General features: G+C 36.4%; 28 protein-coding genes. 6 read left to right on the top strand and 22 right to left on the bottom strand.

Annotated features, from left to right (window positions below; genetic code table 11):
* Positions 1-53 precede the first annotated feature (53 nt).
* From fabD to A0F92_RS11790, 3 genes are all read right to left on the bottom strand, one after another.
* Positions 54-944 carry an ACP S-malonyltransferase gene (gene fabD / locus A0F92_RS11800; protein WP_068246283.1) on the bottom strand — a complete coding sequence of 297 codons (891 nt, stop codon included), beginning with the start codon at positions 942-944 and terminating at the stop codon, positions 54-56.
* Between the two features lie 416 nt (positions 945-1,360).
* Positions 1,361-2,083 carry a GTP cyclohydrolase I FolE gene (gene folE, locus A0F92_RS11795; RefSeq protein ID WP_068246229.1) on the bottom strand — a complete coding sequence of 241 codons (723 nt, stop codon included), beginning with the start codon at positions 2,081-2,083 and terminating at the stop codon, positions 1,361-1,363.
* Positions 2,046-2,462 (bottom strand): 6-pyruvoyl trahydropterin synthase family protein, encoded by a 417-nt coding sequence (locus A0F92_RS11790; protein ID WP_068246226.1) that lies wholly within the window; start codon positions 2,460-2,462, stop codon positions 2,046-2,048. Before A0F92_RS11790 ends, folE begins: the two co-directional genes overlap by 38 nt.
* A gap of 349 nt (positions 2,463-2,811) precedes the next feature.
* On the opposite strand from A0F92_RS11790, the gene A0F92_RS11785 reads away from it, so the two are divergent.
* The 4 genes from A0F92_RS11785 to A0F92_RS15675 all read left to right on the top strand — a co-directional run bounded on the left by A0F92_RS11785 (position 2,812) and on the right by A0F92_RS15675 (position 5,784).
* Positions 2,812-3,507 carry a ClpP family protease gene (locus A0F92_RS11785; RefSeq protein WP_068246223.1) on the top strand — a complete coding sequence of 232 codons (696 nt, stop codon included), beginning with the start codon at positions 2,812-2,814 and terminating at the stop codon, positions 3,505-3,507.
* Positions 3,508-3,555: 48 nt separating this feature from the next.
* Positions 3,556-4,194 (top strand): ClpP family protease, encoded by a 639-nt coding sequence (locus A0F92_RS11780; protein WP_253810414.1) that lies wholly within the window; start codon positions 3,556-3,558, stop codon positions 4,192-4,194.
* A 158-nt stretch (positions 4,195-4,352) separates the two neighbouring features.
* Positions 4,353-5,591 carry an ATP-dependent Clp protease ATP-binding subunit ClpX gene (gene clpX, locus A0F92_RS11775; protein WP_068246220.1) on the top strand — a complete coding sequence of 413 codons (1,239 nt, stop codon included), beginning with the start codon at positions 4,353-4,355 and terminating at the stop codon, positions 5,589-5,591.
* A 49-nt stretch (positions 5,592-5,640) separates the two neighbouring features.
* Positions 5,641-5,784 carry a hypothetical protein gene (locus tag A0F92_RS15675; RefSeq protein WP_167517059.1) on the top strand — a complete coding sequence of 48 codons (144 nt, stop codon included), beginning with the start codon at positions 5,641-5,643 and terminating at the stop codon, positions 5,782-5,784.
* A gap of 135 nt (positions 5,785-5,919) precedes the next feature.
* Here the strand turns inward: A0F92_RS15675 and A0F92_RS11770 are convergent, their stop codons facing one another.
* The 19 genes from A0F92_RS11770 to porX form a co-directional block, all read right to left on the bottom strand.
* Positions 5,920-6,300, bottom strand: coding sequence for a hypothetical protein (locus A0F92_RS11770; protein ID WP_068246217.1), 381 nt, complete (start codon positions 6,298-6,300; stop codon positions 5,920-5,922).
* Positions 6,301-6,312: 12 nt separating this feature from the next.
* Positions 6,313-7,737 carry an NADH-quinone oxidoreductase subunit N gene (locus A0F92_RS11765; protein WP_253810412.1) on the bottom strand — a complete coding sequence of 475 codons (1,425 nt, stop codon included), beginning with the start codon at positions 7,735-7,737 and terminating at the stop codon, positions 6,313-6,315.
* A 25-nt stretch (positions 7,738-7,762) separates the two neighbouring features.
* Positions 7,763-9,247 (bottom strand): complex I subunit 4 family protein, encoded by a 1,485-nt coding sequence (locus tag A0F92_RS11760; protein WP_068246214.1) that lies wholly within the window; start codon positions 9,245-9,247, stop codon positions 7,763-7,765.
* 31 nt (positions 9,248-9,278) lie between these two features.
* Positions 9,279-11,198 carry an NADH-quinone oxidoreductase subunit L gene (gene nuoL / locus A0F92_RS11755; RefSeq protein ID WP_068246209.1) on the bottom strand — a complete coding sequence of 640 codons (1,920 nt, stop codon included), beginning with the start codon at positions 11,196-11,198 and terminating at the stop codon, positions 9,279-9,281.
* 78 nt (positions 11,199-11,276) lie between these two features.
* Positions 11,277-11,594, bottom strand: a complete 318-nt coding sequence (gene nuoK, locus A0F92_RS11750) for an NADH-quinone oxidoreductase subunit NuoK (protein ID WP_167517058.1) — start codon at positions 11,592-11,594, stop codon at positions 11,277-11,279.
* A 4-nt stretch (positions 11,595-11,598) separates the two neighbouring features.
* Positions 11,599-12,114: an NADH-quinone oxidoreductase subunit J family protein gene (locus tag A0F92_RS11745; protein WP_068246207.1), complete on the bottom strand. Its 516-nt coding sequence runs from the start codon at positions 12,112-12,114 to the stop codon at positions 11,599-11,601.
* Position 12,115: 1 nt separating this feature from the next.
* Positions 12,116-12,592 carry a 4Fe-4S binding protein gene (locus tag A0F92_RS11740; protein WP_068246204.1) on the bottom strand — a complete coding sequence of 159 codons (477 nt, stop codon included), beginning with the start codon at positions 12,590-12,592 and terminating at the stop codon, positions 12,116-12,118.
* 109 nt (positions 12,593-12,701) lie between these two features.
* Positions 12,702-13,778, bottom strand: a complete 1,077-nt coding sequence (gene nuoH / locus A0F92_RS11735) for an NADH-quinone oxidoreductase subunit NuoH (RefSeq protein ID WP_167517057.1) — start codon at positions 13,776-13,778, stop codon at positions 12,702-12,704.
* A gap of 16 nt (positions 13,779-13,794) precedes the next feature.
* Positions 13,795-14,910: an NADH-quinone oxidoreductase subunit D gene (locus A0F92_RS11730; RefSeq protein ID WP_068246201.1), complete on the bottom strand. Its 1,116-nt coding sequence runs from the start codon at positions 14,908-14,910 to the stop codon at positions 13,795-13,797.
* Positions 14,911-14,960: 50 nt separating this feature from the next.
* Entirely contained in the window at positions 14,961-15,416 is a 456-nt protein-coding gene (locus tag A0F92_RS11725; protein WP_068246198.1) for an NADH-quinone oxidoreductase subunit C, read from the bottom strand.
* Entirely contained in the window at positions 15,413-15,964 is a 552-nt protein-coding gene (locus A0F92_RS11720; protein WP_068246195.1) for an NADH-quinone oxidoreductase subunit B, read from the bottom strand. The genes A0F92_RS11725 and A0F92_RS11720 overlap by 4 nt, the downstream gene beginning before the upstream one ends.
* Positions 15,955-16,305, bottom strand: coding sequence for an NADH-quinone oxidoreductase subunit A (locus A0F92_RS11715; protein WP_068246191.1), 351 nt, complete (start codon positions 16,303-16,305; stop codon positions 15,955-15,957). The genes A0F92_RS11720 and A0F92_RS11715 overlap by 10 nt, the downstream gene beginning before the upstream one ends.
* A 235-nt stretch (positions 16,306-16,540) precedes the next feature.
* On the bottom strand, positions 16,541-17,680 hold the full coding sequence (locus A0F92_RS11710) for an acyl-CoA dehydrogenase family protein (RefSeq protein WP_068246188.1): 1,140 nt from the start codon (positions 17,678-17,680) through the stop codon (positions 16,541-16,543).
* Positions 17,681-17,748: 68 nt separating this feature from the next.
* Complete coding sequence (locus A0F92_RS11705; protein WP_068246185.1) at positions 17,749-18,615, bottom strand: helix-hairpin-helix domain-containing protein; 867 nt, start codon at positions 18,613-18,615, stop codon at positions 17,749-17,751.
* An 84-nt stretch (positions 18,616-18,699) separates the two neighbouring features.
* Positions 18,700-19,482 carry an MBL fold metallo-hydrolase gene (locus A0F92_RS11700; protein WP_253810410.1) on the bottom strand — a complete coding sequence of 261 codons (783 nt, stop codon included), beginning with the start codon at positions 19,480-19,482 and terminating at the stop codon, positions 18,700-18,702.
* 86 nt (positions 19,483-19,568) lie between these two features.
* Positions 19,569-19,847 carry a hypothetical protein gene (locus A0F92_RS11695; protein ID WP_068246182.1) on the bottom strand — a complete coding sequence of 93 codons (279 nt, stop codon included), beginning with the start codon at positions 19,845-19,847 and terminating at the stop codon, positions 19,569-19,571.
* 386 nt (positions 19,848-20,233) lie between these two features.
* Entirely contained in the window at positions 20,234-20,596 is a 363-nt protein-coding gene (locus A0F92_RS11690) for a TonB-dependent receptor plug domain-containing protein (protein WP_068246179.1), read from the bottom strand.
* A gap of 18 nt (positions 20,597-20,614) precedes the next feature.
* Complete coding sequence (locus tag A0F92_RS11685) at positions 20,615-20,953, bottom strand: carboxypeptidase-like regulatory domain-containing protein (RefSeq protein WP_167517056.1); 339 nt, start codon at positions 20,951-20,953, stop codon at positions 20,615-20,617.
* A gap of 88 nt (positions 20,954-21,041) precedes the next feature.
* Positions 21,042-22,598 carry a T9SS response regulator signal transducer PorX gene (porX, locus tag A0F92_RS11680; protein ID WP_068246175.1) on the bottom strand — a complete coding sequence of 519 codons (1,557 nt, stop codon included), beginning with the start codon at positions 22,596-22,598 and terminating at the stop codon, positions 21,042-21,044.
* A 154-nt stretch (positions 22,599-22,752) separates the two neighbouring features.
* Here porX and A0F92_RS11675 point away from each other — a divergent pair, with 154 nt between their 5' ends.
* Together A0F92_RS11675 and lpxD are read left to right on the top strand one after the other, a co-directional pair.
* Positions 22,753-23,964 (top strand): HD domain-containing protein, encoded by a 1,212-nt coding sequence (locus A0F92_RS11675; RefSeq protein WP_068246172.1) that lies wholly within the window; start codon positions 22,753-22,755, stop codon positions 23,962-23,964.
* 30 nt (positions 23,965-23,994) lie between these two features.
* Positions 23,995-25,047 carry a UDP-3-O-(3-hydroxymyristoyl)glucosamine N-acyltransferase gene (gene lpxD / locus A0F92_RS11670; protein WP_068246169.1) on the top strand — a complete coding sequence of 351 codons (1,053 nt, stop codon included), beginning with the start codon at positions 23,995-23,997 and terminating at the stop codon, positions 25,045-25,047.
* Positions 25,048-25,054 lie beyond the last annotated feature (7 nt).

Genomic DNA, 25,054 nt, shown 5'->3' with positions numbered 1-25,054 from the left:
GGGTAGCTTTCAATAACGGCTACCCATTTTCGTTTATATTTTTTTTGGGCATTTTAACTAACGCCATCTGTTGTAATATTCTTTGCAATTTTTTGAACCAACCCCTGCAATACTTTACCCGGACCTACTTCTGTAAAATGCGTAGCACCGTCAGCAACCATTGCTTCCACACTTTGTGTCCATTTAACAGCACCGGTTAATTGCGCTATTAAATTTTGTTGAATGGTTTTGGCATCATTCACTGCCTGTGCCACAACATTTTGATAAATCGGGCAAACGGGTTCACTAAAATTGGTTTTTTGAATGGCTTCGGCTAATTCTTTTTTGGCAGGCTCCATTAAAGGAGAATGAAAAGCTCCTCCAACGGGCAATACCAAAGCACGTTTGGCGCCTGCTGCTTTCATTTTTTCGCAGGCAATTTCCACTCCTTTAATGGTACCACTAATCACCAATTGTCCGGGACAATTGTAATTGGCAGCCACCACCACTTCGCCTGTTTCCTGTTGTACTTCCGCACAAATGGCCTCAACTTTTTCATCGGGCAATGCTAATATGGCGGCCATAGTAGATGGTTCTAATGCACAGGCTTTTTGCATGGCATTGGCACGAACTGCCACTAATCGTAACGCATCTTCAAATTGTAACACTTCATTGGCTACCAAGGCAGAAAACTCTCCCAACGAATGGCCTGCCACCATATCAGGCTTTGGTGCAGGCAACGTGACATAAGCAATCACTGCATGCAAAAAAACTGCCGGTTGTGTTACATTGGTTTGTTTCAATGCTTCCTCAGTACCGGTAAACATGATATCGCTAATACGAAAACCCAATATTTCATTTGCCTTTTCAAACATTTCCTTTGCAACAGCATGTTGCTCATACAATGGTTTACCCATTCCACTAAATTGTGCACCCTGTCCCGGAAAAACATAAGCATGTTTCATTGTAAAAAATTTATTGAATCCTATATTAAAAATCATTGTTGTCCGACTAAAATTGTAAAATAATGGCTCAAACCCTTTACAGAACCATATTTCAGCCGATTTCAAAAGATGGGTATTCCCTCCAATTTTGAAACAATCATTTTTTAGCCTGTAATTCTTTACAGCAAAGTATTACAGCGATTTTTAAGTTAAATTTTGCCGAACAATAATGATTAAAAATTACGATTGCTTTTTAAATGTTTTCATCTGCTGCCAATAAAACATCCATTTAAAATTAATGCAAGTATACTTATAAATTAAAAACCGAAGTATTGTTTTATACAACTATCCTGTAAAATATTTAAAATAGTTGGTATTATATGCATACAAAAGCCGGTAGCAAAAACAACCGGCCAATTGTGCATCGGGCTTTTCTCTCAGAACTTCGTGTTCAATTCCAAATATTTCAGAAATTCATTCCGGGTAGTTTCTTCTTTAAATTTACCTTCGTAAAAAGAGGTAATGGTAGTAGAAGTATCATCTTCAACACCTCTGCTAGCCACACATAAATGCTTTGCATCAATTACAACTGCTACATCGTTGGTACCCAAAATTTGTTGTAATTCGGTACCTATTTGCATGGTAAGCCGTTCTTGCACCTGTGGCCTTTTAGCAAAATATCCTACCATTCGGTTTAGCTTGCTTAATCCTATTACTTTACCATTGCTAATATAGCCTACATGCGCTTTTCCAATAATGGGTACAAAGTGATGTTCGCAATTGCTGTAAAAAGAAATATTTTTTTCAACCAGCATTTGGTTATATTGATAGGTATTATTAAACAATGCCACTTTAGGCTTGTTAGCAGGATTCAATCCTCTGAATATTTCTTTAATATACATTTTTGCCACTCGCTTAGGCGTGCCTTTTAAACTGTCATCAGTTAAATCTAACCCCATAATTTCCATAATAGAACGGAAATGTTTTTCAATAGCTTTTGTTTTTTCCTCATCAGATAAATCGAACGCATCTTCCCGAAGTGGTGTATCTACAGATGTGAGGATGTGATTATCGCCCATTTCATCAATTAATACATCGGTTAATTCTACTTTAGTTTTGCCATTAAGCTGGATACTCGACATAGTTTCGCTCTGTTTCATATAAAAATATTTTTAGTTCTAATTGTTCGTCCAGCTTATCACGCAGCAACTGATAAATAACTTTTGCTATGTTTTCGGCTGTGGGGTTTACTTGTTGAAAGTAAACCGTATCTAAATTCAAATTTTTATGATCAAATTGGTCTAATATTTCTTTTTTTATCAATGCACTCAAAACTTTTAAATCTAACACATAACCGGTATCGGGGTTGGGTTCACCGGTTACTTTCACAATTAATTCATAATTATGACCATGAAAATTTTTATTATTACATGAACCAAATACAGTTGCATTTTTTTCATCACTCCATGCATGATTGTGCAACCTGTGGGCGGCATTAAAATGTTCTTTACGATATACTGCTACTTTATTTTGCTTCATAATTTTCCTTACTGTTTCACTTGCTGATGCAATTCACATACAACTGTTCAAACAGTTTCTGTTGTACACTTAAATAAATTTAAAACCCCTACTGAAAACTTTTTCTACAGGCACTGCATCAGAAGTGTGCTGATCAAGTGGCCTGTACCGATAGAAAGCCCTTTTGAATACACTGAAATATTTATCAAAATTAGCCTGCTAACCTATAGTAACCAATTAATGATTATTTTGTTTAAAATTTTTTTATTTTTTTTAAACAAAATAGCTAACCTGTAATTTTGTCGTATTGTTTTTTTTGCATGGTATTTGAATATCCTAAACCCTTACCTTCATTCAAAATTAATTGAGCATGGACTTACAAAAAGAATTTGAGCATTATGCGATTCATCACAGAAGAATCAGCAGTACAACATTACATAATTACCGCAACCATTTTAATCCAACCGCTTTAACCCCTTATATCATTGAAGAACGTTCGCTCAATGTTGCGCAAATGGATGTTTTTAGCCGGTTAATGATGGATCGTATAATTTTTTTAGGAGAAGCAATTGATGATTATGTGGCCAATATTGTTACCGCACAACTATTATTTTTAGACAGTACTGACCGCACCAGAGACATACAAATGTATATTAACAGCCCCGGTGGCAGTGTATATGCCGGCATGGGTATTTATGATACCATGCAATTTGTTACCCCCGATGTTTCTACCATTTGCACCGGCGTAGCAGCCAGTATGGGTGCCGTTTTATTATGTGCAGGTGTAAAAGGAAAGCGCACCGCATTAAAACACAGCAGAATTATGTTGCACCAACCCAGTGGCGCTATTGGTGGTCAGGCAACAGATATTGAAATTACTGCCCGTGAAATCAAAAAATTAAAATTAGAACTGTATGAAGTAATTGCAGAGCATACAGGAAAAGATATTGAAACGGTAGGTAAAGACTGCGACAGAGATTTTTGGATGACTGCACAAGATGCCAAAGCATATGGATTGGTGGATGAGGTTTTATTCCGTAATCCTAAAAAAGATAAAAAAGACTAATTGCTGCATTGTCTGCCATTTTTACCAACATTTTAAAACAAAATATTTATGATTACAAACAAATACATCATTAATCCTTACTTAAATGAAGAAGGAGAAGATGAAAACAACAATAAGGAAGAGAAAGAACCCATGAGCCCTCAGATGCTGAAAAAAATGGAGAAACTTTTTTTTGAAAGAAGAGCAGTTTATTTGTGGGGAGTAGTAGATGATAAAAGTGCCAGAGAGTTGGTGAGCAAATTGTTATTGTTAGATGCAGATAAATCCGGAGAAGAAATAAAATTATACATCAATAGCCCCGGCGGAGTAGTTACCAGTGGCATGGTAATTTATGATACCATTCAACTCATCCAATCGCCCGTAAGCACTATTTGCATGGGATTAGCTGCCAGTATGGGCTCTATTCTATTAAGTGTTGGCAAAAAGGGGAAAAGATTTATTTACCCGCATGGCGAAGTAATGATTCATCAGCCCAGCCTTAGTGGTTATATTCAGGCCACATCAGCCGATATTGAAATTCAGGCCGATCAAATGAAAAAAACAAAGGATTTAGGCGCTAAAATTTTAGCTGAAAATTGCGGTAAACCAGTAGAACAAATCATGACAGATTTTGACCGCGATTATTGGATGGATGCGAAAGAAGCCGTTGAATATGGTATTGTAGATGCCATACTTACCAAGATATAAATCCTGCATCATTACCGAATGTCACTTTTAACCTAAACGGTATCAACAAATTAGTAACTTTGCCAGTCACTACCTGTACTTACGGGCAGTGGCTGTATGTTGTTTTAATGTGTTAACCCATTCATTAACAGCTTATTAAAACACACAAAACTTGTATTATGGCCAAACAAACACATTTACATTGTTCATTTTGTGGAAGAAGCCGGGCAGAAGTAAAAATTCTGATAGCCGGACAGGAAGCGCATATTTGTGAAAATTGCATTGAACATGCTCAGGAAATTATTGCACAGGAAGTAAAAGATAATAACATTCAACCTGCCGCAAACTCAACTAAAATATCTATAAAAAAACCGTTAGAAATTAAAAAGTTTTTAGATGAGTATGTAATTGGGCAGGATGAAGCAAAAAAAGTTTTAAGTGTAGCGGTATACAATCATTATAAACGTATTACTCAAAAAACACAGGCAGATGATATTGAAATTGATAAGAGCAATATCATTATGATTGGCGAAACCGGTACCGGAAAAACATTGTTGGCTAAAACCATTGCCAAAATGCTGAATGTACCTTTTGCCATAGTTGATGCTACTGTTTTTACAGAAGCAGGTTATGTGGGTGAAGATGTAGAAAGTATGCTAACGCGCCTGCTGCAAAATTGTAATTATGATGTTAATGCTGCAGAAAAAGGAATTGTTTATGTGGATGAGATTGATAAAATTGCCAGAAAAGGCGATAACCCATCTATTACCCGTGATGTAAGCGGAGAAGGTGTTCAACAGGGATTATTGAAAATGCTGGAAGGTACAGAAGTTTTAGTTCCTCCGCAGGGCGGCAGAAAACATCCCGAACAAAAAATGATTAAAGTAGACACAAAAAATATATTATTTATTTGTGGTGGCGCTTTTGATGGTATTGATAAAATAATTGCCAGAAGAATTAATACCAATGCCATTGGATTTAATGTAGATAAAGATGAACAGGAAAATAAAAGAAACAACCTGCTGCAATTTGTGAGTGCACAAGATTTAAAATCGTTTGGTTTAATTCCTGAATTATTAGGCCGTTTGCCGGTATTAACCCATTTGGATCCCTTAGATAAATCTACCTTACGCAATATTTTAACGGAGCCTAAAAATGCGTTAATTAAACAATACAAGCGTTTGTTTGAACTGGAAAATATTATATTAACTATTGACGATGAGGTATACGACTTTATGGTTACAAAAGCTTTGGAATACAAACTGGGGGCCAGAGCATTGCGCAGTATTTGCGAAAGTATTTTAACCGATGCCATGTTTGAGTTACCCGGATCACGGCAAAAAGAATTTCATGTAGATCTGGCTTATGCCGAAAAAATGTTCAATAAAAGCAAATTAAGCCTTTTAAAAGTTGCATAGCCAACATACAATTGAATGAACTCCTAACAAATCATTAAAAAATAAACACATGAATGAACTGATTGAACGCTTAGTAGCAGAAGCCGGCTTAACGCCCGAACAGGCACAAAAAGCCATTGAAACCATTGCAGGGTATGTAAAAGAAAAATTTCCTATGTTAGGAAGTGCAGTCAATAATATTTTCAAAAAATAAAAAAATGAGGAAGTCTCAAAAGTAAAATGAAGCGTTTGAGAATGGCTTAAATGAAAACTTTCTCTACCCCCTTACCAAATAAAAAGAGGCTGCCTCGGACTTTTGAGACTCCTCATTTTTTTGCTACTTTCTTTATCAGTTCATACAACTGTTATCTGCAAAATAAGGTATATCATCGTGCGATATTTTATCTTTCTGTTGCCAGTATGCCAGTGTTACTATTTTCCCATCTTTTGTTTTGAGTGCCCTGCCAAAAATTGCATTAGTAACATTAAAGGTTACATCGGTAACACCTATAGTAAACAATTCAGGAACTATTTTTTCGTTCGGCAATGCTGATTCAACAACTGTATTTTTCGCTGCGGGATTGATTACAGGAACAACTACAACGGTATACCCATTATAGGTTAACAGATTTTTTAAAAACATTACGCGTTCGCTGGAAATATTGCGTTCTACGATAGCACATTTTATTCCATCCAAATCTTCAAATTCATGATTTTTATTGATGGCCATACACATTATTTTTTAAAAAGCAGTGGCTGCTAATGAATAAATGTAAGTATAAATCCAACTACCCACACCGGTAATAATTACCCCCGCCATGCAAATGAAAAAACTAAATTGAACGGGTTTGGGAATCTGAATAGGCGCTATTACTGCAGCAGATTCACGATGAAAAATTACTACTACTACTCTCAAATAATAATACAATGAAACCACTAAATTCAAAGCTGCAAAAGTAATCCACCCAAAATAATTGCTTTGTGCACCCGATAATAACAGGAAAAATTTTCCAAAAAAACCTGCAGTAGGTGGTATACCTGCTAATGAAAACAATCCCAGCAATAACACCCATGCTAAAAAAGGATTGGTTTGATAAAACCCTTTAAAATCTTCAATTTTTTCTTTTCCGGTGGTGGCTGCCACCAATGCTATTACCCCAAAAACACAAAGATTAGAAAATACATACACTACCATAAAATAAACTACAGCAGCACTACCCGCAATATTTTGTCCCAACAATGCAATTAAAATAAATCCTATTTGTGTAATAGAAGAAAATGCCATGAACCTTTTAAAATTTTGCTGCCGTAAAGCAAATAAATTACCCGTTACAATAGTAAGCAATAGCAATATCAAAACCATGGTATGCCATACCGGTTCTAAAGAATGAAATACACTAAATAAAAAATTGAGTGAAACAAATAAAACCGAAGCTTTAGAAACCACCGATAAAAAGGCAGTAACCGTTACCGGCGAACCTTGATACACATCGGCAGTCCATAAATGAAATGGCACTATCGAAATTTTAAAAGCAAGCCCGGTAAAAAAAAGTACAAAAGCCAAAATTGAAAATGGATTAACAATTAAATGCGCAGCAATTTCCGTAAACCCAATCGATCCGGCACTCCCGTATAAGAATGAAATACCTAATAATAATAAAGCAGAAGCAAAAGATGCAGCAACAATAAATTTAAATGCAGCTTCAGATGATTGCTTTTTTTGTAAATGGAAATTAGCCAATATAGCCAAAGGAATGGTAGAGAGTTCTAACCCCACATAAAAAAACAGTAAGTTGGTAGCTGAAATCATACAAAACATTCCCAATAAAGAGCTGAACAATAATACATAGAACTCCATTATCTGTTCATGATGAAGCAACCAGTTATATGCCTGTAAAGAAATGAGATAAGTTGCAAAAGCAAGTACCGATTTTTCAAAAGCATTCAAAGGCGATAATTGAAACATGGCATTGACATCAGTTGAATAACCAACCTGCCAAAATCCGGCTAATACCGTAATTAACAACAACAGATTTACCCATTGCATGGTCCACTCCTGTTGTAGTTTTTTTCCAAAAATTTGCAACAACAACAAAATAAAAATAGCCATTAACAAGAGTAGTTCCTGTTTAAAAGGCAATAATAAATGTAGGTAATAATGCATCATGGGTTGTATAGCTAATAGCGTTGAATTATTTAAAAATAGATTGTGGCAGGTACAGAATTGATGGCGAGATTAATTTCAATAATAAAAAAGGCATAATGCCCACAACCAAAATTCCTAAAACCAAAATAATCCCGGCCCATTTCTCATACCAACGGGCATCTGTTGGCGTATCATCCGAATATATTTTTCCTTTACCCATTAATACCGTACCAATAGCTCTAAGCACATAAACCGCTGTAATAACAATAGATGCAGCAGCTACAATGGTGGCCACCCTATATGCTGTAACAGGCTGCTGCCACGAGCCTACCAAAACAGTCATTTCGGCCGTAAAGCCGCTCAAACCAGGTAAGCCTAATGAAGCTAAACCAGCCAAAATAAATACACCGCTAATAAAGGGCATATATACCAACAATCCACCCATTTCTTCAATAATACGCGTATGTGTTCTACTGTATATCATTCCAATAGCAGCAAAGAAAAGGGCCGTCATTAAACCATGAGAAACCATTTGCAATACAGCACCTGTTAAAGCCACGGGGGTTAACATACCAATTCCAAGCAACACAAAACCACAATGACTGATAGAGGAATAAGCATTCATATATTTCAAATCTTTTTGAACCATCGTAGCAAAAGCGCCATACAATATACCAATAGCTGCAAGCAAAATAATATAGGGAGCATAAAACTGTGCTGCGGCAGGCATTAATAACATTACCAATCGCAGTAAACCATATCCACCCAACTTCATTGAAATGCCTGCTAAAAACATGGAACCGGCTGTAGGTGCTGCAGGATGGCCATCGGGCACCCAAGTGTGAAAAGGAAACAAAGCCGTAAACACACCAAAACCAATAAACAGGAAAGGAAAAAAAGTAAGCTGCACATGATAAGGCAATTGCATTTGGGCAATTTGCAACATATTCAAACTTTGTAAGCCGTTGGGCTGGTTGTAATAAATACCTACAATGCCCATGAACAATAATGCAGAAGCACCAATTAACATCAGTACTAATTTGGTAGCACTGTATGCTTTTTTACCACTGCCCCATATAAGTATCAATAAGAATTTGGGAACAACCGCTATTTCCAAAAAGAAAAACATTAAAAACAAATCAATAGCAATAAAAAAACCATAGGCACCAAATGACAATAGGATTAATAAAATAAAAAATTCCTTTTGTAAAAATGCTTCTTTCCATGAAACCAAAATGGCAGCAATTACAATCAAGGCAGTTAATAATAACATGACCATTGAAATACCATCTACCCCAATATGATAGTGTATATGTAAAGGAGCAAACCAGTTAACATCCGTTTGTAAAAGCATTGCACCGTTGTTTTTTAACGATGCTGCTCCTAAATATTGTATCAATGTGCCAATAATTACCAAAAGCTGTACAAACGAACCTACCAAAGCAATGGGCTTAATATATTGCTCGTTTTTTACCAGCAATAAAGTTAGTACGGTTAACAGTGGAACAATGAGTAAAAAGTTGACTATCATATTTTTGATTATTCAAATTTTGTAACAGCAATCAGTTGTTATATAATACTACCGCCAATAAACACAACACCCCCAACAAAAAGTATAATACATATTGTTGTATTTTCCCGGATTGCACTTTTTTAATTAATACAGAAAATTGATAAGTAATTCCCGCACTCCAATTCACCAGCCCATCTACTATATTTTTATCAATCCAGGCAGTAGTGTTCCCAATTACATTAAAAACAATTTTATGTGTAATGAAGAGATAAACTTCATCGATATAAAATTTTTGCCTAATGGTAATATAAAACCACCCAAACGATTTCTCTAAAAGTGCAGGTAAATTGTTTTGTTGATAATACAATACTGCTGCATAAAAAATTCCCAATACAGAAAGTGATACCGGAATAACAGAAAATCCAAAATGTACTTCTAATGGCAATGGCTTACCGTTGGCACTTATAAAATTTCCAAAAGGGATAAACCCTGTAATCAACACCAATACGGCAAGAATAATTAAGGGTATGCGAATCAGCCAACTGCCTTCTTTTTTAATAAAAACAGGAGATAGGGGTTTGTTCCAGAAAATACTAAAGTACAAACGAAACATGTAAAAAGCAGTGATCGCTGCAGTAACTACACCAATGGCATATAACCATTTATGGTTACTATAAGCTGCCGATAAAATAGCTTCCTTACTAAAAAAACCCGAGAAAGGGGGTATACCCGAAATAGCCAAACAAGCAATTAAAAAACTAATGTGGGTAACGGGCATCTGCTTGCGTAATCCACCCATTTCATGCATATCATTGGTATGTACCGTATGTATAATAGCACCTGCACCCAAAAATAACAAAGATTTAAAAAATGCATGCGTAAATAAATGAAACATAGCTGCTGTATAACCTTCATGCAAACCATTTAGGCTATCATCTACTCCAAGCGCCAGCATCATATACCCAATTTGAGAAATGGTAGAAAATGCCAAAACCCGTTTTATGTCGGCTTGTGTACAAGCAATAATAGCGGCAAACAATGCCGTACCTGCACCAACTATGGCAATTACATACAAAACAGTAGCATCCATTTGAAAAACAGGAAAAAATCGGGCAATTAAATACACACCGGCCACTACCATGGTTGCCGCATGTATTAAGGCCGAAACAGGTGTTGGCCCTTCCATAGCATCGGGTAACCAAATATGTAAAGGAAACATTGCCGATTTTCCTGCTGCGCCCATAAACAAAAGCAAACAAGCCCAAGTTAAAACCGACATGCCTAAAAATGAAGTACCGGCACCTTCCCATAATGCCTGCTGTTGGGCAATAGAACGAATCATTTGTACAATGTCGAAATTATTAGCCACTCCACCCAACATCAATATTCCTATTAAAAAACCAAAATCGGCAAACCGGGTAACAAGAAATGCTTTTTTCGCAGCAGCAACGGCTGATGGCTTTGTGTAATAAAAACCAATTAACAAATAAGATGAAATACCTACCAACTCCCAAAACATAAATAACTCAAAAAGATTACCGGATAAAACCAAACCCAACATAGCAAACGTAAACAAACTTAAATAGGCAAAGTAATAACCATAACGCTGTTCGCCTTTCATATAAGCCAGACTAAACACATGCACCATTAATGAAATAAAACTCACTACCAACAACATCATTACTGAAATGGAATCAATAATAATACTAAAATTGATGGAAAGATCATTGGTAAAAACCAGCCAATTCATATCTATTGGTACAAACAAGGCATAGGCTCCATCCATTTTTCCGTACACAAAAAAGTATTGCCAAGCCATTATAAATGCAAAAAAAGTTGTTAGTGCCAATACCAATGTAGACAAATAGCCGGAAAAAATTTGCCAACGCCTACCGGTAAAAAGTCGGATTACCACAAATGCACTTAATGGTAAACAAAGTAAAAATGTAACAATCAGCCCTTCGTTCATAGCAATAATTTAAACTTTCAAATAACCATTCAATTTCGTTTCTATTTGTTATTGATTCCCAAAAACTGTTCTACCCTATCAATACCGCATTTCTTCTGTTTCAGAAACATCAATTTGTTTGTTATAACGATATAAATGAATGATAATGGCAATAGCAACAGCGGCTTCAGCGGCTGCAACAGTAATTACAAACAAAAAAAAGAAAACACCATCTAATTTTTCTGGATAGAGGTATTTATTAAATGCCACAAAATTGATGTTTACACTATTCAGCATCAATTCAATACTCATTAAAATTGCAATCATATTCCTTCGTGTTAACAGACCAAATACCCCAATAAAAAACAAGGCTGTACTTAACAATAAAATATGTTGCAATGTTATTTGTTGCATCATTTGTTTAACTATTTTTAATTTTTGTTTTTTGTTTCATGGCAATTACAATGCTTCCTATCATGGCTGCCAGTAATAAAATACTTACCAGTTCAAAAGGCAATGCATAACCGTACTGTTGTACACTCATTAATTGTGCACCAATATTTTCAACTGCCGTATTCATTACAACATGGCTCTCTACAAAATAAAAACGAGCTATTATACTGCCAATAAATGCAGTTCCAAAAACAACTGCAGCAATACTAAATATGTATTGCAATAAAGAAGATTGGGCCATTTTTTGCCCGGATTGTTGTGTAAGAAAAATAGAAAAAATAATCAACACTACAATTCCACCTACGTAAATGATTATTTGAACCGCTGCAACAAAATTCAAATCCATCCAAAAATACAATGCTGCAATACCCATTAAAGCAAATAATAACCAAATAGCTGCCCTAAAAATATGACGGGCAGTTACCGCTAAAATACCGGTAATGAAAATAAAGAGGGCAATACCATAAAATACAATTGTTTCCATATTATTCAATACCTGCTCTAAGTTTAGAGCCCGGCTTATTTAATGTTTTAGTAAGTTGTTTTCTATCATACACACTATGTTCAAAATTTTGTGCCATTACAATGGCTCCAGTTGGGCAAGCTTCTACACACAAATTGCACATGGTGCATAATTCCAAATGATATACAAATGTGTTCAATGCTTTTTTCTTTTTTCCTCCCGGCGTAATATCAAATTGGGTAATAATTTTAATGGTTCCATTTGGGCAGGCTAATTCACAGGCAGTACAACCGGTACAGGCATGCTCATTATTTTCGTCATGCAACATCACCACTTCACCTTTAAATCTGTCGGCCAATTTTAAAGTAGCTTTGTTATCGGGGTATTGTTCGGTAATAATTTCTTTTGGATGAAAAAAATAATACCCGGTAACGCGCATGCCTTTTAGTAATGATTTTATAGCATTGAAAACATCTTGTATGTATTGTTTGATACTCATTTTTTTATTTTGTTATCGGCTATGGCACAATATTCAACTTTTGTTGCGTCGCACACTTGTATGGCAATAAGTATAACATCTTTTATAAGTTTAGCCGAATTTTTTTTCATTACAAATACCATTTTAAAATTGCCACTATCGTCATTAACAACATATTCAACAAACTAATGGGCAATAAATATTTCCACTCTAAATTTAATAACTGATCAATTCTCAATCGGGGAAAAGTCCATCTAAACCACATAATTAAACCTATTAACAAAAATGTTTTCCCAAAAAACCAAATAGAAGATGGAATATAATCCATTACATGATTGAATGCCTGCCAGTTGCCAATATGCAAAGGCATCCATCCCCCCAAAAATAAAATAGCGGCAACGGCACAAACAATAAAAATATTGATATACTCTGCCAGAAAAAACAAAGCAAATTTCATCCCGGAATATTCAGTATGAAAGCCGGCAGTTAGTTCAGATTCAGCTTCGGCCAAATCGAAAGGTGCCCGATTGGTTTCAGCAGTTACTGCAATCATAAAAATAATAAATGCAATAATGGCCGGAATATGCCCTTTAAAAATCCACCATCCATTTTCCTGTGAGGCAATAATATCATTTACACTCAGGCTTCCGGTTAAAATAATCATGGTAATCACAGCAACACCGGCAGACAATTCATAACTAATAATTTGTGCGCCGCTGCGCATGGCACCTAATAACGAATATTTGTTATTGCTAGACCATCCTGCCATTAAAATGGCAATTACGGAAATAGAAGCTACCGAAGAAATATACAATACACCAATATTAATATCCCAAATTTGGAAATTTTTGGCAAATGCAATGGGTGCCATTATTAGCATGGCAGCAATCATAATCATAAATGGCGCCAAATTAAATAAAAAGCGATCTGCCCCATCGGGGGTTAAACCTTCTTTCAACATGAGTTTTAAAGTATCGGCAGAGGTTTGTAACCAGCCCTTAGGGCCAACCCTGTTCGGGCCTAAACGAATTTGCATAACGGCCGACACTTTACGTTCCATAAATACCAACAACAAACCTAATACAGCAAATAATGTAATCACCAATATACCCAGCAAAATACTTTCTGCCACTAAGGCCAAAGTGCCGCCAATATGCAACTGCAGCCAGCTTTGAACCGCATTTTTGATTGCTTCTAAACTAATCATATTCATTTATTAATAATCATCTGTCTATATCCGGTATTACCAAATCTAAAGTTCCCATCGTAGCTACCAAATCACCAATTTTTCCTCCTTTTGCCATTTGATTCAATGCCGATAAATTTGAAAACCCCGGTGATCTGAATTTAATTCTATAAGGTGTTGTACCTCCTTCACTTACAATATAAACCCCTAATTCACCTCTGGCTGTTTCTACGCGTTGATAAAACTCACCCTTGGGTAATTTTAATACAGCCTTTGTTTTTGCCTGAAACTCGCCTTCCGGAATATTATCAATTAATTGTTCAATAATGCGTACCGACTGCTGCATTTCCTGAATACGCACCCAATAACGGGCAAAAGCATCTCCGCCGGTTTCAAGCACTTCTTCAAACTGCACTAATCCATATACATCATATGGATACCGTTTACGCACATCACAAGCTACACTGCTGGCTCGTGCAACCGGACCACTACAGCCATACGAAATAGCATCTTCTGCAGATAAATAACCTACTCCCTTCATTCTGTTTTGAAAAATAATATTACCGGTAACCAATTCATTGTATTCATCAATTTTCTTTTTATAGAGCGCTATAAAATTTTTTACTTTTTGCTGAAACTGTGGATGCAAATCGGCCATTACACCACCCGGCACCATATAATTCATGGTTAAACGGGCACCACAAGTTTCTTCCATAATTTCATTAATGGTTTCTCTTTCTCTGAATGCATAAAAGAAAGGGGTAAAAGCACCTACATCCATAGCCATTGCTCCCCACCACAATTCATGTGAAGCAATACGGGTAAGTTCATCCATAATAACCCGTATATATTGTGCCCGCAAGGGCACTTCTACCTGTAACCCTTTTTCAACACACAAGGCACAGGCATGGTTATTAATGTGTGCCGACAAATAATCCATTCTGCTGGTAACGTATATAAATTGACGATAAGTAAGGCTTTCACACATTTTTTCGATAGAGCGATGAATATATCCTAAATGTGGTTCTATATTTTTAATGGTTTCTCCCTCCAGTGTAATCACTAAATGCAATACACCATGTGTTGCAGGATGCTGAGGCCCTACATTAATGATAAAATCGCCTTCGGGTGTTGTGCCTACCACTTCGTGCATACCGAAAATTTAAAATAGTTTAAATTATTATCATTTGAATCATGCCTTTATCATAATCTGATCATATTCACCGAATCTTCAAAATCTTTACGTAATGGCCATCCGTTAAAATCATCCGTTAAAATCAATCGTCTTAAATCGGGATGATTGATAAAATTCACCCCAAATAATTCATACACTTCCCTTTCCAGAAAATCGGCTGCTTTCCAAATATCACTCACGGTTTCTATTTCAGGATTATCTCTGTTTAAAACTGACTTTATCACCAGATTATGTTGCCACTGTAAAGAGGTTAAATGATACACCATGGTTAAATGTGTTTTCCAATCAACACAGGTTAAACAAAATAAATAATTGCAGTTAAACTCCGGCAGTGTACGTAATGCTTTAGCCAATGGCTTCCACTGATCGGCAGGTACCAGTACATTCAACCACTCGCCGCCCTCTTCAAAAACAAGGGCAGTATTCCAATTTATTAATGCTATTTTCAATGCTTCATTGGTCATTCTGTAGGATTCTTAACGGTAATGTATTGTTCGCGGGTTAAGCCGCTTTTTATTTTTTCCTGTAAAGTAATCAGTGCATGTAATAATGCTTCGGGGCGGGGCGGACATCCTGCAACATACACATCTACAGGAATAATATGATCTGCACCCTTCACCACAGAATAGGTATTATAAAAAAATGGTCCGCCGCTAATGGCACAAGCGCCCATGGCTATTACATATTTTGGATCTGCCATTTGATCATATAATCTTTTTAACACCGGTGCCATTTTATTTACAATGGTGCCGGCAATAATAATCACATCTGCCTGTCTGGGCGAGGCACGAGCCACTTCAAATCCAAAGCGGGAAAAATCGTATTTGGCAGATGCTGTTGCCATCATTTCAATACCACAACAACTTGTAGCAAAAGTGAGTGGCCACAGCGAATTAGCTCTGGCCCAATTAATAATATCATCTAACTTACTGGTTACAATGGTTCCTCCCGGCGCCTGATGTACTTCGCCCGGGAAAACACCTGTAATAGTATTGGCTGGTGTTACATCCATTTTAATGCTCCTTTTTTATGCGCATATAAAAACCCGATAAATAAAATCATGATAAAAAAAATCATTTCTATCAATGCAGGGAAACCAATTTTTTGAACCACTACAGCCCAGGGATACATAAATACCAATTCAACATCAAACAATAAAAAAACAATAGCATATAAATAATACCCCACATGAAATTGCGACCAGGGCGTTCCTGTAGTAGGAATGCCACACTCATAAGGTTGCCCTTTTTGAGTATTGATACTGCCTTTTGTAAATAACCTGGATACAAGAATACCACCGGCTGAAAAAATAATGGCAGCAATGGTAAGAATGAGCAAAGCAATGGTACCCATAATACTTATTTTGTGAACTACTAACTTAACTAGTAAAATTTAAATTACGAATAATTTTTGATAAGCTGATATTGGCATGGATAGTTTTTTAAAAGTCTATCTTCAGTTGTTATGCATTTGAAAGTATTACGCAACTGTTATAAAAATAGCAAAGCCCCCAAAAATGGGGGCTAAGTTTATGAGCAAGCAACCAAACCTAACGTTCTTTATGAACTGTAGAAACAGTCTCTCTTTGCTATAAGAGTATCTCTCGTGCAATTACAATTTTTTGTATTTCAGAAGTGCCTTCACCAATGGTACAAAGTTTGGCATCTCTGTAAAATTTTTCTACGGGAAAATCTTTGGTATAACCGTATCCTCCAAAAACCTGAACCGCATCTGTTGCCACTTTAACGGCCACTTCACTGGCATAATATTTTGCCATTGCGGCTTCCCGTGTATATTTTTCACCCATCATTTTAAGATGACAGGCTTTGTTGATTAACATTTCAGCGGCTGCAATTTCAGTAGCCATATCAGCCAGTTTAAAACTGATGCCTTGGAAATTGGCAATGGGCTGATTAAACTGATGCCTTTCTTTGGCATATTGCACTGCAGCTTTGTATGCACCTTTTGCTATGCCTAATGAAAGTGCGGCAATGGAAATACGGCCCCCATCCAATATTTTTAATGCCTGATAAAAACCTTCTCCAACTTCACCTACCCTTTGCACATCTGAAATACGGCAATTATCAAATATCATTTCTGCGGTTTCACTGGCTCGCATACCCAACTTATTCTCTTTTTTACCCGCACTAAAACCCGGCATACCTCTTTCCACAATAAATACAGATGCATTATTTTTAGCACCCGGTTCGCCCGTTCTGCATACTACCACTGCTACATCCCCCGATTTGCCATGCGTTATCCAGCATTTGGTGCCATTAATTACCCAGTCATTCCCATCTCTTAAAGCTACCGTTTGCATATTTCCAGCGTCACTTCCGGTATTCGGTTCGGTTAAGCCCCATGCACCAATAAATTCTGCACTGGCCAGTTTTGGCAAATACTTCATTTTTTGTGATTCGGTTCCAAAAGTTAAAATATGGTTGGTACATAATGAATTATGCGCTGCCACACTTAAACCTATTGAACCACATACCTGCGCTATTTCCTGAATAATAGCACTGTATTCAAAATAACCTAAACCTGCACCTCCATAAGCCTCCGGTACCAACACCCCCATTAATCCTAATTTACCCATTTCTTTAAACAGCGCAACGGGAAATTCCTGTTGTTCATCCCACTCCATTACATGCGGCAAAATATACTGTTTTGCAAAATCCCTTGCTGTTTGTGCTACCTGTTCTGTTAATTCGCTTTGATTAAATTCCATACTGATACTACAATACTAACTAATGTTAGTTCACAAATGTAGAAGTTTTTTTGAATTCATCAAGAAAATTATTCTACCGTACAAAAAGCACTGATTTGCCGATAAGTTTCTGCATTTAAAAAAGGAATTTTTTGCAAATCGGCCACAGATGGAAAAGACCCTTGTTGTTTGCGAAGAATTAAAATGGCTTTTGCTACATTTTCGGGTATAAAAGGATGATGCAATAAAGCAAAAGGCTCCGCACGATTAATATTGATTTTGGGAATTTGCTGCGTATTGATGTAAATATATGGCTCAATAGTAGCATACAATGAATCGGGAAAACCGGGTACTTGTTTTAATTGCACTGTTTGTACAAAACCCTCTAATTTTTTTCTGTAATGTACAATGCCATAGGCCAGTGCAGGCGATATTCCGGGAATTTGCCGGAATGCTTGTACATCAGCCTGATTCAGCTCAACCGAATGAAAAGCAAGGACGGTTTGAGTATGATTGTTACCTGCAGCATTTTGTAATGACTGTATTTGTATAAAAGGCAACATGGCATTGGCATCTTCCGGAAACAGACCCCAAATTTTTCGAATATCTTCCGGCTTAAAAAACTTTCCGCCTTTATTGCGATAATGCAATATGGTTTGAATTAATTTTTGACGCAACCCCATTTGTACCATGCCCGTCGAATCAATGGTATTGGGATCAAAATAAAACAAATGTAAAGATTTACGGATCGGTGCGTCATCGGGTATACTTTTTTCCATATTTACATCATCCATTTGCAATGCTGTATTGGATAATGTAAGCACCTGCAAATCGGTGAGCGCCTGTTTAGAAAAATAAGGCAAACTGAATACAAGTACAACTATAGCCAATAGTATAATGATGCCGGTGGTTTGCCGGGTTGAAAAATGCAAATAATGCTTTCTCATTGGTTGCATACAACGAGGTTAATTTTCGGTAGGTAATTGTTGAAATTGCACGTATGGCTTCTCATTCAACTATCCATAAAAATAAAAAAATATTTACACATACAACACCAAACCATCATAACCCAAATGAATATGTTGCGGCAGTTGTTTGCTGACAGAAGCATGTAAACCCAACTGGTGACTGATATGTGTAAAATAAACTTCTGGAACAGATAGTTCATTCGCCAAAGCAATGGCTTCTTGCATACTAAAATGAGAGATATGCGGCTCCTGACGCAAAGCATTCAGCACTAAAACTGAGGAGCCTCTAATTTTTTCTTTTTCCTGTTCATCAATTTTATTGGCATCGGTAATGTAGGTAAAATCACCAATTCTATACCCTACCACCGGCATCTTTAAATGCCATACCCAAATGGGTTCTATTTGTAAAGATTGAATTTGAAAAGGAGCATGATTGATCAGATGCAAATCAATTCGAGGTACGCCAGGATAGGCATTTTCGGTAAAAGCATAATAAAAATCGCGTTGCAAAGCCTCTGCTGTTAATGTATTGGCATAAACCGGCATATTGGTATGCTGAAAATAATTGTATGCACGAACATCGTCTAAACCCGCAATATGATCTTTATGCGGATGTGTAAATAAAACGGCATTTAACCGACGATTATTGATACGCAGCATTTGGTAACGAAAATCGGGTGTAGTATCAATAACAAGTGTAACCGGCTCCTGTAAAGATTCTACTAATACACTGCTACGAAGGCGCTTGTCTTTTAAATCTGTTGAAGTACACACTGCACAATCACAGCCAATCATAGGAACACCGGTACTGGTGCCTGTTCCAAGAAAAGTAATTTTTAAATGATGGTTTTGCACAATATCAAAAGTACCTTAATTCCATCATAAAAAAAAGGATGCAGCCACGGGGTACATCCTTTTCATATTTATATAAAATATTGTACTTATGCGTTGTCAACCGATTTAGCATTTTTCACAATCTCATCGTACAATAACTGACTTTCATGCGTTAATTTATCATAATAGATAGTTACCTGTGGAATTAAATCGAGTAATGTATTAATTCTTCCTTCCGTATCTAAGTATTTATTCAACACTACCACTTTTTTAGATTCCAACAAGCACCATCCGCTTTGAAAAGTACCACGTTCATAACGAACAATATAATCGCTCTCTCCTAAAATATTTTCTAATTTGTCTAAATTATTTTGCGTGTATTTCATAATTAAAGCTGCTTCACTACTATGATAACAAAATTAATAATGAAGCAGCAATGTAAAATTTAGATTTATCCACATTAAAACTGATGGCTCAGTTCTTACATTAATTGTGCATACTAATCATCCTGCTGAACTATCAATGAATGTTTTTTTTTCAGAACCTGTACATAAAAATGAATTGATCTATGTTCTGATTGTTTTTACAATTTCTCAGTAAATTCTGTTATTTTCATAACTACCTATAACGCTGCATGAAAAGTTTTTATTGATAGGCCATACACATTAACAATGGGCTTAAATTGCAAATTGCTTCCCATCAACCATGAAATATTTCCGCCAAAATTGTATTTCAGTATTTTGCTTATCATATTTATAATTAATCCGCCAAACTAACTTCCCGATAAAAAAGCAGAGCTGCCTTTTATAATTTCAACTGATTTGAATGATACAGCTTCGGGCATACCGGGAATACCGCAGGATAACCCTTTTTTAAAAACCCTTCCGCCACCTGCACTGCCTGTAATACCAATAATATAGCCTCTTGCTCCATAAGTTTCATTAACACCATAACGCGTTTGTACCAATGAAACACCCGGAACATTTTTTACGATATCACCTAAACGAATAGCCTGTTTATCGGCAATAACTTTACTACTTATCACTGCAGTTGTCAATGGCAAATCTTTATCAGGAATATTAATTTTGCCCGTATTGAGTTGTTCCTGAGCGCTTTCAACAATAATTTTCTGCAACTGTTTTGCTGATATTTTTTACTGATAAGAAAGAGAAAGCCTTGCACCTTCTTCAATCAATATTTTCTGATGAATAGTTTCATATCCAACAAAGGAAATTTCTATTATATAATTTCCTATAGCAACACCACTAAATTTGAAGAAGCCATTTTCATTGGTAACTGTAGTTCTATTTTTATTTTTATTTTTATTCCTTAAATGAACCGTTACGCCTTCTGAAGGTTCATTATCGGCAGTAATTATTTTTCCGCTGATCACTCCGCCTCCTTTATCTTCATTATGCGCAAATGATAATTGAGTTGAAAATATACTCATTAAAACAAAGCAAATAGTTTTTATGCAATTCATCCATCTCATCAACATTAATTTTTTGCAAAGTTGAAACACTGCAAAAAAATGAATGCCGCATCGGAAAAATTGAATTACGCAAAAAGGAAAAACAAAACTACTTATTAACCATTTTTACAATTGGTATAATCATTTCTTCCATACTGATACCCCCGTGTTGAAAAGTATTTTTATAATAGTTGGCAAAATGATTGTAATTGTTCGGATAACAGAGATATTCATCTTCTTTCGCAAAGATGAATGAAGAATTTACCGTTGGTACCGGCAATCCGGCTTGCCGCGGATCTTTAAATGCCAATACTTCTTTTGGATTGTAATCTAAATTTCTGCCATGTTTATATCTTAAATTGGCAGTGGTTTGTTTATCGCCAATTACTTTACAGGGCGATTTTACCCGCACACTGCCATGATCGGTTGAGAGTATGAGTTTAATATTTTTTCCTGCAATTTTTTTTAATGCCTGGTGTAGGGCACTATGTTCAAACCAGCTTTTGGTAATGCTGCGGTAACTGGTTTCATCGGCAGCCAGTTCTTTCAATACCTCCATTTCTGTTCTGGCGTGGCTCAGCATATCTACAAAATTATATACAATTATATTCAAATCATTCTCCAGTAAATTATGCATGTTATTCACCAGTTGTAAACCATCTGTGTGGCTCAATACTTTGGTATAGCTAAATTTCAAATCTTCTTTCTGCAACCGCTTTAGTAATGCCCTGAAAAACAGTTCTTCATATAAATTTTTACCGCCCTGTTCATCATCATTTTTCCATTGTTCGGGAAATTTTTTTTCTATATCTACCGGTAATAATCCGCTAAAAATGGCATTTCGACTGTATTGTGTGGCTGTTGGCAAGATAGAGTAATAGGTTTCATCTTCCAGTATTCTAAAGGTTTCGGCAAAAATGGGTTGAATAACTTTCCACTGATCAAAGCGCAGATTATCAATTAGTATAAAAAATAGCGGTGTGCCCTTTTCTACATGTGGCAATACTTTAAACTGCATTAAATAATGACTCATTATGGGTGTTTCGGCAGTGGCAGGTTTTATCCATTCGGCATAATGTTTGGATACAAATTTTGAAAATTCAGCATTGGCTTCCTGTTTTTGCGATGCAAGAATTTCGCGCATTTCGGCACTATCGGTCTTTTCCATTTCCAATTCCCAATACACTAATCTTTTATAAATTTCTGTCCATTCTTTATAATCGGGGTTGTTATTGAATGCCATAAACAATTCCCTAAATTGTTGCTGATAAGCCGTTGTGGTTTTTTCAGATACCAATCTTTTGTTATCAATAATTTTTTTCAGGCATAATAACACCTGATTGGGGTTTACGGGTTTCAATAAATAATCTGTTATCTGGCTGCCAATGGCATCATCCATTAAACTTTCTGTTTCATTTTTGGTAATCAGCACCACCGGTATTGCCGGATGTGCTGCTTTTATTTTAGCCAGTGTTTCCAAACCGGTAATTCCTGGCATCGACTCATCTAAAAAAACAATATCCACTAAATTTTCTTCCAGGTATGATAATGCTTCAAAGCCACTGGCAAAACTTTTTACACGATACCCTTTGTTTTCTAAAAATATAATTTGCGACTGTAAACCCTCTATTTCATCATCGGCCCAAAGTATTGTTACTGGTTCCATATGCATCTTTTTCATTAAATTACAATGGTGTGCAAATAGCAGGCCAGTTATCCATCAAACAGATATGCCTGCATTTTACTGCTATAATTCAAATATATTCGATAGCCGCACAAATAGTACATTTGCTGGCTGCTTTAACAAACTGGCAACACGCATGAAAGCTACTCAAAAAATTATTAATGACCCAGTGTATGGTTTTATTACCATCAATCATCCATTAATTTTCGATATCATTAATCATCCCTATTTTCAAAGATTGCGGCGTATTCATCAAATGGCATTGGCATATTTGGTGTATCCCGGAGCAGTACATACCCGTTTGCATCATGCCCTGGGTGCCTATCATTTAATGTGCAATGCTATTGCTGAATTAAAAACAAAACAGGTAGCAATTACGCCGGAAGAAGAAGTTGCAGTAAAAGCCGCCATTTTATTACATGATATTGGTCATGGCCCTTTTTCGCATGCCTTAGAAAACCAATTAATTCAAACGGTACATCATGAAACCATTAGCCTTGCCCTGATGCAAACTATAAACCGGCAACTAGATGGCCGCCTGCAAATGGCCATTGATATTTTTACAGGCACCTATCACAAGCCATTCCTGCACCAACTGATTAGCAGCCAGTTAGATGTAGACCGGATGGATTATTTAACCCGTGATAGTTTTTTTACCGGTGTGAGTGAAGGAGTGATAGGTTATGACAGAATCATTAAAATGCTTACCGTTCATAACGGACAGTTAATGGTAGAAGAAAAAGGCATTTACAGCATTGAAAAATTTTTAGTAGCCCGCCGGCAAATGTACTGGCAGGTATATCTGCATAAAACCGTATTAAGTGCTGAAAAAATGCTGGTACATATTTTAGAGCGGGTTCGCTTTTTAATAGCTTCCGGCAACAATAGCTTTAAAACCGGTGGAGTGTTGGATGGTTTTCTCTATCAAAACACTACCAGCCTTTCTGATGAAATTTTAACCCGGTTCTGCCGTTTAGATGATGTGGATATTTCATTTGCCATAAAAAAATGGTCGGAACACCCCGATTTTATCGTTAATAGTTTATGTAATAAATTGTTAAACCGCCAGTTACTTAAAATTAAATTAGAAACAAAGCCGTTCACCAATGCATTCATAGCAGAAAAAATTGCTGAAGCGGCGGGTTTTTTGAAAATATCTGAACAGGATGCAGCCAATTTTGTATTTACCGGTGAGGCCGTTAATACCATGTATCAGCCAGATGATGAGAACATTAAAATTCTCTTTAAAACTGGCGAGGTAAAAGATATTTCTGCTATTGATAACCCGTTAATTCATCAAACTATTTCTTCACCCATCAAAAAATTTTACATTTGCACATTATTGTAGGGGTAAGGAAGATTAAAAAGATTAACAAATATGCAATTTACTGCTGCTCAAATAGCTCTATTGATTGATGGACAAGTAGATGGGGATGCTACTGTAGCTGTAACCTCTTTTGGAAAAATTGAAGAAGCCAATGCAGGGCAATTATCTTTTTTAGCCAACCCCAAATACGAAGATTATTTATACCATACACATGCTTCTATCATTATTGTTAATCAAAATCAAACATTAAAGCAGCCTGTTACAGCAACTTTAATACGTGTACCTGATGCTTACGCAGCATTTGCAGCACTGCTCACTAAATATCAAAAGCTGGTTACCGAACAACTAAATGGCATAGAGCAACCTTCATTTGTAGCCCCTACGGCACAATTAGGTGAAGATGTTTATATAGCAGCCTTCGTATATATTGGGAAACATGCCAAAATTGGAAACCGGGTAAAACTTTTTCCCGGGGTTGTAATTGGCGATTATGTTACCATAAATGATAATACAATTCTTCATGCCGGTGTAAAAGTTTACAGCCATTGCCAAATTGGTAAAAATGTTACCATACATGCAGGAACAGTAATTGGCGGTGATGGATTTGGATTTGCCCCTTTAAATGATGGCACTTATCAGAAAATACCCCAAATTGGGAATGTTATTATTGAAGACAATGTAGAAATAGGCTCCAATGCCACTATCGACCGTGCTACCATTGGATCTACCATTATTCGTTCCGGTGCCAAATTAGATAATTTGATACAAATTGCCCATAATGTTGAAATTGGGCATCATACCGTTATTGCAGCACAGGCCGGCGTAAGCGGCAGTACTAAAGTGGGCAATCACGTAATGGTAGGCGGGCAGGCGGGTATTGTTGGCCATCTCACCATTGCCGATGGCAGCAAAATTAATGCACAAAGTGGGGTAAGCAAAGCCATCAAACAACCCAACAGCGTAGTAACCGGTTCACCTGCTTATGAATATACTGCAGCCCTAAGAAGCCAGGCTGCCTCCCGAAAGCTTCCAATACTTGAAAAGAAAGTAATGGAGTTAGAAAAAATGGTACAGCAATTGCTTGCAGAAAGAGTTACACCATAATCTTGCA

The sequence above is a fragment of the Hydrotalea flava genome, assembly GCF_001623405.1.
In the GTDB taxonomy this organism is placed as follows: Bacteria; Bacteroidota; Bacteroidia; order Chitinophagales; family Chitinophagaceae; genus Hydrotalea; species Hydrotalea flava.
This window is presented reverse-complemented; position numbering and strand designations above follow the sequence as displayed.